Annotated in this window: 8 protein-coding genes and 2 pseudogenes; 6 read left to right on the plus strand and 4 right to left on the minus strand. The window is 66.8% G+C overall.

What is annotated here, in order from left to right:
- Nucleotides 1-427, minus strand: a pseudogene (locus ABEA62_RS12575) (ISL3 family transposase); the annotation flags it as partial.
- Nucleotides 428-690: 263 nt separating this feature from the next.
- On the opposite strand from ABEA62_RS12575, the pseudogene ABEA62_RS12580 reads away from it, so the two are divergent.
- Nucleotides 691-1,188 (plus strand): annotated as a pseudogene (locus tag ABEA62_RS12580) (IS1634 family transposase); the annotation flags it as partial.
- A 157-nt stretch (nt 1,189-1,345) separates the two neighbouring features.
- Here ABEA62_RS12580 and ABEA62_RS12745 read toward each other — a convergent pair.
- The 3 genes from ABEA62_RS12745 to ABEA62_RS12590 form a co-directional block, all read right to left on the minus strand.
- Nucleotides 1,346-2,077: an SGNH/GDSL hydrolase family protein gene (locus ABEA62_RS12745; RefSeq protein WP_350226839.1), complete on the minus strand. Its 732-nt coding sequence runs from the start codon at nt 2,075-2,077 to the stop codon at nt 1,346-1,348.
- 110 nt (nt 2,078-2,187) lie between these two features.
- The gene (locus tag ABEA62_RS12585) at nt 2,188-2,793 is read right to left on the minus strand and encodes a glycosyltransferase family protein (RefSeq protein ID WP_286214844.1); all 606 of its coding nucleotides are present in this window, start codon (nt 2,791-2,793) and stop codon (nt 2,188-2,190) included.
- A 597-nt stretch (nt 2,794-3,390) separates the two neighbouring features.
- Nucleotides 3,391-4,773 carry a hypothetical protein gene (locus tag ABEA62_RS12590; protein ID WP_286214846.1) on the minus strand — a complete coding sequence of 461 codons (1,383 nt, stop codon included), beginning with the start codon at nt 4,771-4,773 and terminating at the stop codon, nt 3,391-3,393.
- A 266-nt stretch (nt 4,774-5,039) separates the two neighbouring features.
- Here ABEA62_RS12590 and ABEA62_RS12595 point away from each other — a divergent pair, with 266 nt between their 5' ends.
- The 5 genes from ABEA62_RS12595 (at nt 5,040) to ABEA62_RS12615 (ending at nt 9,321) form a co-directional block, all read left to right on the plus strand.
- Complete coding sequence (locus ABEA62_RS12595; RefSeq protein ID WP_286214847.1) at nt 5,040-5,447, plus strand: YveK family protein; 408 nt, start codon at nt 5,040-5,042, stop codon at nt 5,445-5,447.
- A complete protein-coding gene (locus ABEA62_RS12600) occupies nt 5,444-6,538 on the plus strand; it encodes a tyrosine-protein kinase domain-containing protein (protein WP_345380419.1) in 1,095 nt (364 codons plus the stop codon). The genes ABEA62_RS12595 and ABEA62_RS12600 overlap by 4 nt, the downstream gene beginning before the upstream one ends.
- A gap of 232 nt (nt 6,539-6,770) precedes the next feature.
- Complete coding sequence (locus ABEA62_RS12605; RefSeq protein WP_345380421.1) at nt 6,771-7,454, plus strand: P1/P2 acidic ribosomal protein; 684 nt, start codon at nt 6,771-6,773, stop codon at nt 7,452-7,454.
- 158 nt (nt 7,455-7,612) lie between these two features.
- Nucleotides 7,613-9,049 (plus strand): arsenate reductase/protein-tyrosine-phosphatase family protein, encoded by a 1,437-nt coding sequence (locus ABEA62_RS12610; RefSeq protein WP_286214852.1) that lies wholly within the window; start codon nt 7,613-7,615, stop codon nt 9,047-9,049.
- 17 nt (nt 9,050-9,066) lie between these two features.
- Entirely contained in the window at nt 9,067-9,321 is a 255-nt protein-coding gene (locus ABEA62_RS12615; RefSeq protein ID WP_286214854.1) for a hypothetical protein, read from the plus strand.
- The last annotated feature ends 249 nt before the right edge of the window (nt 9,322-9,570 follow it).

Raw genomic sequence — 9,570 nt, forward strand, 5'->3', positions numbered from 1 at the left:
CCGCGTCGTTCGCGGTGTTCCACGCGACCCCGAGCCCCGCCGCGATCCGCGACACGCTGAGGTGGTCCACGACGAGTGCGCGTAGTGCCCACGCGAGTCCACCCCGCGAGATCTTCGCCCGTGGATCAGCCACGGTGCGCAGGTCGTCGAGCCAGAACCGATCACACGGCTCGCACCGGTATCGGCGCACCCGGACCAGCAGCGTCGTGGGCCGGCACCCGAAGGGCTCGTGAGCGAGGAAGCGCGACTGCGTACCCAGCGAGCGAGCACGATCACCGCACCCGTGGCAGACATCGTCGATCACAGCGACGCGGCACTCGAGCACCGCCCGATCGGCGTCGATGCGCTGGCCCGTGACCGTCAGGCCCAGGTCGTCGAGGTTGCAGAAGGTCGTGAGATCGGGCGCGCCGAAGGTAGCGTGAGACAAGTCGAGGTCTTCCGGACGGTGAGCTTAGGAACTTCCATCCTGGAGGACCTCGACCCCTACCCCCGACCGTTCACCATCGAGTGGCCGCTACAGCCTCAATTGTGAAGAGCCGTCAACCCCACCAAGCGCTACCTCGGACTCGAAGTCCTCGCCCGCTGCCGCCTCACCGCCGTGCCCAACACCGGCATCGAGGAGGTGACCGAAACCCTCGCACTCACCGCCTGACGAAGGAACCCGCTACACCACTCCACGGGACTTGACCGATCGCCAAGGCCGAGAAGATCGCCGCCGGCGCTATGCCGCTACGCAAGGCACGGTTCTTGAAGGTGTCCGGGGCGCGCAAGGAGCTCGACCAAGCCACCATCGACCGCGCGCGCCAACTCGCCGGCATCAAGGGCTACGTCACCAACCTCCCGCCAGAGATCATGCCTGGCAGCGCCGTCATCGGCGCCTACCACGACCTGTGGAAGGTCGAGCAGTCGTTCAGGATGACGAAGTCCGACCTGAAGGCCCGGCCGGTGTTCCATCGCCAAAGAGACGCGATCGAGGCACACCTGACCGTTGTCTTCGCCGCCCTCGCAATCACGAGGCACCTCACCACGGCGACCGGGGTGTCGATCAAGAAGCTCGTGCGCACCCTGCAGCCCCTGCGGTCCGTGCGGATCGGAGTCGGCCCCCACGAACTCACCGCAGAACCACAGATCGACGCCGACGCCCGTGCCATCCTCGACTGCCTACCCGCGATCACCGTGGGGCACTAGACCTGTGAGAGTCAGGAGGTCGACTTTCACGGGCACATGCTATCCGAGCGGTGCTCGTGCACCGCGCGACCCGCCCGCGACCATGGTGAGGACGCCTTGGGACTCGATCGCTGAAGGCGCGCAATGGGAAGTAAGCCTACGCCAGAGGCTCTCCTCCTCATCCATTGCCAGGCCCAAGTTGGAAATAGCGCTCAATGGTGCTGGCAATGCGGTTGTGACCTTCTTGGTTCGGGTGGAAGTGGTCCGCGAAGAAGTCAGACCACCGGGACAGTTCTCCAGCAAGCGGCACCCATGTCGCGCCCAGATCCGATGCCGCGCTTTGGGCCACTACCCCGTACTCCTGGAGTTCGCGAGGCGAACCCGGAAAGAAGCGTTCGTCCAGGTCCGGAGCCCCAAGCACAATGACCCGCGCGCCGCGCCTGTGTAGTTCTGCGATCGTCGCACGAAGCGCCCTATCGAAACTCGCGACGGGGACAAACTGGGTCGTGGCTCCCATTCTGATCGCCACATTCTTGACGCGCCATCTCACGCCCGATTCGATCCTCTCAAGGACCCGTCGACGCCATCGCGTGGAGAAGTACGGCCGTGGATCCATCCAACCCGGGCGACGCCATCGCTTTGGGAGAAGGCGTAACGAGGCTTCCGAGGGTCGCACGATCGCCTCAGTGATCCCATGCGCGATGATGGTGACTTGCGGGGCTGAGTTAGCGGGAAGCCGATCCAGCGCTCCGGTCACCATGCCCGCAGTTACGCTCCAATCCTCCAGTTCAAGACCCCATCTGTTCGCGAGCGTGACCGCATACCGGCCTTCGGCGACCCCGAGGCCATTCGCGATCGAGTCGCCGAAGACCGCTAGCGTTCCTCTGTCCGCTGCCATGTCCAGAACCATAGCGGGCAGGGTGGGCGCGGGCGCCCCGCGCCCACCATCTGGTGACCTCTTGCGGTCTGCTCCGGTGAGGGTGCCAACTCCACGCGACACATTACGCCTACCCTGCACAATCAGGTGTCGAGGGCCGGTCCAGCCCCGACCTGGACCGGCGGGAGACACGCTTCGACGGCCTCGACCGTAGACGCCCGCGACGGCATGAGGTCGCGGTTCGCCAAGGCCGCCGTGCGAAGCGCGTCACGCTGCGGGTCGCTTGCCGCCAATCGCGCCGCAGTCTCAGCCAGCAAGTCATTAGTAGACAACTCAAATAGACCCATTTTCGCGAGATCCACTAGGAATCTGTCAGTATTCGCACCCCGGTTGGTGACCGTAGGTACCCCGTGGTCAACCAGCGCTGCGAACGATCCGCGTCGGGCGCTGACACCGTCGATGAACGGCGCAAGGGCGAGGTCGAATGTCGAGAGCAGTCGGGAGACATCAGCGGGCGAAGGTCGTTCAAATGTGACAAGTCGACCGCGGACCTCGGGGCGCAGGCGATCCGCCATCGCCACGTCTTTCCCGACGTACGCCAGCGTGATCGGACGGATTTCCGAGATCGCTCGCAGCATCGGTACCAGTTGCAGCAGACGGGGTTCCGTGATGTGGCCGAAGGTGCCGACCACGAATGCGTCCTGGTCGATGCCCCAGCGCAGTCGTTCGGATGCCGGGTCTGTTGCCACGCGGACAATGTTCGATGGGACCGGGACCACAGAAGACGCACGGTTGAGCTTCCCCAACCGGCTTAGACCGCCATCGCATGAGTGGAACACCTGGGAGGCATTCCGCACCAGTCCTCGCGCCTGAGGACGTTGATAAGTCCACATTGCGGCGGTACCTGCTCTGGTTGGCATGGTGTAGGTCTCGTGCATAAACACGAGGACTCGTGTTCGAGGCATCGTCCTTCGCGCCCAGCGCACGACCCTCGGCAAATCGGGATTGAAGCCACGAGGGCCGTAACTGAATTGCTCGAACTGAATCACGAGGAGGTCTGGGTGCTGGGTAGAAAGGTAGCGACGTAGGCCTCCGAGGTCTCGAAGCGGTCGAGCCCCCCATACGTCAGCGTACTCAGCGTTGGGGATGTCCCCACCCTTTCCGCGGCCGAGTACGGTCACGTCATGCCGGACGCCAAGTCCCTCCGCGAGCCAGCGCGTGTGATCGCCGATGCCGTCCTGGGGTAGGTGAGCTCCGGGGAACACGATGTCGATCCTCGCCATGGGCGTTTTGGGTCCTTTCCCGGATTGGTCGTTCTGGCGCTTGGTGTGCCGTTTGCGATGGGCTCAGGCGCGATGCCGAACTCGGAAACTGCTCCGGGTGCTCCCTGCGCGTCTTGGTGTCGTCGCAATGCGACGCTGATGAGGAGGACTCGCCCCGTCAGCGTCCGGGTCCGCGGGCCGGGTCATCCAGAGCGCGACCGCCATGATGCCGAGAGCCCCTTGAGTCGTCGGCTGTTGGGTTATTCCGCCATAGAGCACGACGGTGGTGACCGCAGCAACGGTCAACAGATGCGTTGCGCTCGCGCGGCGAAGCGAGCCGATGAGGTAGACGACACCAATGAGGCCCGCGATCAGGGAAGCGATCGCGAGTGCATATCCGACAATGCCAAGTTCGAAGACCCAGCGGAACTTCTCCTCTTCCTGCCAGTCCTGTCCAGCGAGCGCGAAGCCCCCACTGCTATGCGAACCTGCGCCGTGGCCGAGCACCGGGAAGTCCGTGGCGAGGAAGCCGAAGATGCCGTTCCCCACGCGCCCGGAGGGAGACTCGACGTTGGCAGCATTCTCCACTCGTGCACCAAATGACTCGATGACTTGCGGCAACGTTTGCGCGACAACGTACGCGGCGGTCACCGCGGCTCCTGTGATGGCCAACAAGCCCGTCCAAGAGTGCCATGTCAAGCGTGCGGCAAGAACGGCCACAGCCGCCGCGCCCACGATCGCAGCGCCTACGAGTGCGCCGCGCGATCCTCCCACTGCTGCAATTACGACACACGACAACGCTGCTGCCGCGTGGACGGCTCGGAATCGAGCGCTATCCAGGACTCCGCCGAGGGATAGCGCCAGTCCAACTGGAAGGAACGACGCGAGGCCAGAGACCGCAGCGAACGTGCCCGTAGCGCGAACCACGCCACCGGGGTTCACGAAGTGCGCGTCGATTCCGCTGATCTCGAGGTTGATGCCTGCGGAGGGAGCACTGCGAACCTGGACGATCACGATTGCCACGTTGACCAGAACGAGGAGACTTAGGGCCACGCGAACCGGCTCGAGCGCCCTCGAATCGGCGTAAGTCAAGGCGAACGCGACCACGAGCAGCGGAACCAAGTAGGAGCGCATGCCGAGCGCCGTAACGTGGAGAGTCGTGTTGCCGATGATCACATTTAGCAGGCCATGGACGGCAAGGAAGGCGGTGGCGATCCATACGATGGGCCATACGCGGTTCTCCCGGCGCGGTGCTCCGAGCACGTAGAACAGGGCGAGGACTCCGACCAGAAGCGCGTCTCGCGCCACGGCTCCCATCTGGTCCATGCCAGGGACCCACTTGCGCAGGGCACCTTCGAGGCCCCAGATGACGGCGACCAGAACCAGGAAGCGATTGGCTCTCGAGGTGATGTTCTGCTGGCGACTAGCTGTCAAGGCTTCGCGAGGCGAACCGCCGCGCCGACCCACGCGCATTGTGCGGGCCGCCGATAGGGAATGGATGGTCGCCCCCTCGCCTGTGCGTCAAGACTTGACATGTCAGTGTATACGTCTAGGGGTTGTGCCCCCACCCGGGCTCGCGTTGCGGCTCGCCGGAAATCGAACATGATTGTGCAGAACGCGCTCACACCGCGGCAAGTCAGGCGCTTCTCGTGCGGCGCGGACGCGGGGTGGTAGCGTCCTTGCGCCTTCGGGCCAAGTACACTGGCGCGAGATCGCCGACTGGACGGGGAACAGTGGAATTCAGAGACACCGTGCAGGTGCTGCGCGCGCACTGGCTGATCGTGGTGCTCCTCACGATTCTGGGCGGCGCGCTCGCCTTCGGTTGGACTCTCACGCAGGACAAGGTCTACGCTTCGACCGGCTCCGCGATCATCACCACCGGAGCCTCGACCTCGCTCGGTGACGCCACGGTGGGTGACAGTTACGCAAAGTCGCGAGTCAAGTCATACCTGGACGTCGCGAAGTCCGGTCGCGTCGCCGAGTACGCCGCGGAGCAGTTGGGGGCCGGCGTCAACACTGGCGGTTTGGCGGGCCGTGTCACCGTTTCTAACCCGAGCGAGACGGCGTTGCTACGAGTCACAGCGACTGGACCGACGCCGAGGATGCACGCGCGCTCGCTGAAGCGTGGATCTACGGCATGACGCAAGTGGTCGCGGAACTCGAGAGCGGCACCGGCACGGGCGCTGAGGACGGCGCGGAGTCCGTGGTCGCGTTGCAGACGCTCGATTCGGCGAACACGCCGGGCGCGCCATTTGCTCCCAATGAAAAGCAGGCGGCTGCGATCGGCCTGCTCGCGGGTTTCGCTATAGGCGTCGCTCTCGCCTTCACTCGCGCCACGCTCGACCGCCGCCTGCGCTCCGCCGAGGACGTCGAGCGAGAGTTCGACATCCCCGTGGTGGGCGCCCTCCCGTTCGACGAGTCGGTTGCCAAGATGGGCCCCGTCCGCGCCACATCGGACTTCGCCATGAAGGAGGCGGTGCGCCAACTCCGCACCAATCTCATGTTCCTGGACGTGGACAACCCGCCACGGGTGATCGTGGTGACGTCCTCGCTTCCCGGCGACGGCAAGTCCACGGTCAGCTACAAGCTGGCCGAGGCGATCGCCGAGTCCGGCACCAACGTGGTCCTGATCGATGCGGACCTCCGTCGCCCCACGCTCGCCACGAACCTGGGCCTGCCCGACGGCGCCGGCCTGACCGACGTGCTGGTCGGCCGTGTTCGCGCTGAGGAGGTTCTCCAGCCGTACGGGCCTACCGACAACCTCTACGTCATGGCCGCCGGCGTGATCCCGCCCAACCCCTCGGAGTTGCTTGGCTCGGGTGCCATGCGGACGCTGCTCTACAGCTTCCCCGAGGACGCGATCGTCCTAGTCGACACACCGCCGTTGATCCCCGTGACCGACGCCGCAATTCTCACCGCCCGCACCGACGGCGCGGTGGTGGTGGCCCGCGCGGGCCGGACCACCATCGACGTGCTCGATAAGGCATTGCAGGCGTTCGACCGGGTCAACGGCCGCGCCCTCGGAGTGATCCTCGACGCGGTCCCACGCAAGGGCGCGCACAAGGACAAGTACGCCTACGCCTACGACTACGAGTACGCCGACCCCAAGGCGCCTCGCCGCGACCGCACGCCCTCCACCCCCCAGGCGCAGGCACAGGAGACGAAGCTCCCCACCCAGGGCTGGGATAGCATCGTCCCCCCGGCGCAGCCGAAGCACCGTGCACGGGGCTGATGGAGAGCGGCGCCGACACACATCGAGCGGTGTGGATGCTGCTCGCAGCGGCGGTCGGTCACGCGCTCGGGACGGCGGGAATTGACTGCCTTGTCATCAAGGGTGCCGTCGCGGATCTGCGCGGGCTACGTCCGCCCAAGTGGTCCGCCGATGTTGATGTGCTGGTGCGGGCCGAGCAGGCCACGGCCGCCCGCCAAGCGCTCGCCCGCGCGGGTGGAGTGCGACCACGACCATGGCGGCGACGCAAACGGTGGTGGGTCACGCCGAGACGCTGGTCCATCCCGGATGGCCGATCGCCATTGACCTTCACCACGAGTTCCCCGGTTTCACCAAGGGCGCTGACCGCGCCTTCGACTCCCTGTGGGAGCGCCGCGAGCCGCTCGAGGCAGCGGGCGTGAGCTGTTGGGCCCCCGACAGGTTGGGTGCGCTGGTGGTGGAGTCCCTCAGCTCACTCCGTGCGTCCGTAGGTGCCGGTTCCACGGATGCGGAAGTCGAGCGCATCATCCGCACGGTCGAAGCGCTGCCTGTGGCTGAGCGAGAGTCGCTCGCGCGACTGGCCGGGCAGTCGGGTGCGGCGTACGCTATGGCGCCCGTCCTCGCTACCCGGGGCGGTGCACCGCGGCCCGCGCCTTCCACTTCCGCAGAGCTCGAGTGGGACCTCCGCACCAGCGGCGGCGGCACCCTCGTATCGCAGGCTGTCGCCGCGCTGTATGTCGGACGTGGGGGGTCCCGGTTTGGGCTAGCGCTGCGACTTCTCTGGCCCAAGCGCGAGGAGTTGATCGCTGGCTACGCGTACCAGGGGCGTTCGCGATGGGCGGTCGCCACGCTCCGAGGTCGCCGCCTCGCGCGCGGCTTCGCGCAACTGCCCGGCGCGATCCGGCGCACCTGGCGAACTAGCGGTGACGTGCGCGGCTAGGCGCGAGTGCGACCGGTCCTGGCGGGGTGCATCGTCCCGCGTGTCGATGCGCTCGGAACGCTCGCCTACACTGACGAGCGAGCACACCAGTGGCGAAGCGAGGGACAACATTGAGTTCCAGGTATCTGTGACCATGCGCGTCACTCTGCCTGTCGCGTGTGCTCGGCGCGCCGAGCGGTCCTGACATACCCTGGCAGTCCGGGACCGCGTTCCGCGTCCTCATCGTCGACACGGGCAACCAGGGGCGCTCCGCCGTGGGCGAGCGCATGCTCCGCCACCACCTGTCCCGCCACGGCATCCCCGCGGACGTGATCCGCGTGACGTCGGCGGGTCTCAACGCCGACGACGGCCAGCGCATGGACCCCACGGCCGCCGCCCAGATCGAGCGGCTCGGCGGCAACGCCCACGGCTTCCGCACCCGCTCGGTCTCCGAGGCGATGGTCGAGGCCGCCAGCATGGTGTTCTGCGGCACGTGGTGGGAGCGCGACGAGCTCTGCCTGCGCTACCCCCGGGCCCGCGGCCGCGCCTTCACCCTGTCGGAGATCGGCTTCCTCTACGAGGAGGTGGTCGACGCCGCCCCTCTGCCCGATCACCCGCGGCTGCTCGAGGCGCGCCTGCGGACCGCCGATGTGCCCGACGACTTCGACCTGCCCGACTGGGACGACTTCGAGGAGCGGATGCGCGCCGCGTGCGATGCGATCGACCAGGCGACACGGTGGATCGCGGAGATCTGGGCGTCCATGGCGCCCGTGCGGCCCATCGGCACCGCCGGGGAGCGGCGGGAGAGCGCGGCGGAGCCCACGTGCACCGTCGACGCCTTCGGTGTCGCGGTCGGGATCGTGTGCTCCGGCTCCGAGCGCGACGCCCTGGCCACGGCGGGTCACCGTGCGTGGGGACGGTGCCTGGTCGAGGACCGTGACCCCGAGACCACCGTGTCCGTGGTGGTCGACGCGGACGATGCGGTGCTGGCCCGAGCGCGCCTGTCCGGAGCGCTCGCCTACCCGGACGTCGACACGGCACTGCACTTCCTCAGCTCCGCCGTCACCGTCCGCGCGATCGAGGCGCGCGTGGGGACACTGATCATGCTCCACGCCGCCGGACTCGCGGGACCGGACGGCTCCGTCGTGGGGTTCGTCGCGCCGTCGGGCACCGGCAAGACCACTCTGTCGCGGACGTTGGGCGCTCACTACGGCTACGTCACGGACGAGACCCTTGCGATCTCGCCCGGCGACCTGACGGTGTTGCCGTATCCCAAGCCGCTGTCCGTGATCGACTCGCTGACCCACATCAAGGAGCAGTGGGGCGCGGACTCGCTCGATCTGGCAGTCTTGCCCGACGTGCCGCTGCGCTTGCGCCGGTTGGTGATCCTCGATCGCCGAGAGGACGGGCCCGAGGAGCCGGCGATCACGCCGATCGATCATCTGGAGGGGATCGCGATCCTGGCCGAGCAGATGTCGTACCTGTCGAAGACGCCCGGCAGGCTTCACGCGCTGTCCGACCTTGTCGACGCTGTCGGCGGGCTGTCGCGTCTCACCTACCGCGATGTCCGCACGGTGCTACCCATGGTGCCGGGGCTTCTCGGGGGCGGCGAATGATTCCGGACGATGCGGTCGTGAGCGCCGCCTGGGACGACCTGCTCGAGCGCGATGGACAGGTGCTGGTGCTCGTGGGCAACGACGTCACGTTGCTCTCGCCGTTGGCGTCGGAGGCGGCGCTGTACTGCACCGGTGACGGTGTCACCGTTGCCGCGCTGACCTCGTACCTCGAGGGAGTGTTCGGTGCGCCACCCTCCGGCGATCCCGGTGCGGCCGTGCGCGAGGTGCTCGCTGCACTTCAGGAACGCGCCGTCTTGTCGATAACACGGTAGGGCGTTTTTCGCCGCGTGGCGCTTGTCACACGTATCGCAGGTCCTTTACCCTTGGGGCTGTGCATCGGCCGCTGAGGGGCAGCCGCCAATACGACGGAGGAACCACATGACCGAGCAGACTGCGGTCAAGTCCCGTGGAGTGGTGTAGCGGGTTCCTTCGTCAGGCGGTGAGTGCGAGGGTTTCGGTCACCTCCTCGATGCCGGTGTTGGGCACGGCGGTGAGGCGGCAGCGGGCGAGGACTTCGAGTC

It is taken from the genome of Demequina sediminis, from assembly GCF_039545075.1.
Taxonomy (GTDB): Bacteria; Actinomycetota; Actinomycetes; order Actinomycetales; family Demequinaceae; genus Demequina; species Demequina sediminis.

Excerpts from the sequence above, each read along its gene's own strand:
- ABEA62_RS12600 (WP_345380419.1), top strand. The coding sequence starts at position 5,444 with ATGACGCAAGTGGTCGCGGAACTCGAGAGCGGCACCGGCACGGGCGCT.
- ABEA62_RS12605 (WP_345380421.1), top strand. The coding sequence starts at position 6,771 with ATGGCGGCGACGCAAACGGTGGTGGGTCACGCCGAGACGCTGGTCCAT.
- ABEA62_RS12745 (WP_350226839.1), bottom strand. The coding sequence starts at position 2,077 with ATGGTTCTGGACATGGCAGCGGACAGAGGAACGCTAGCGGTCTTCGGC.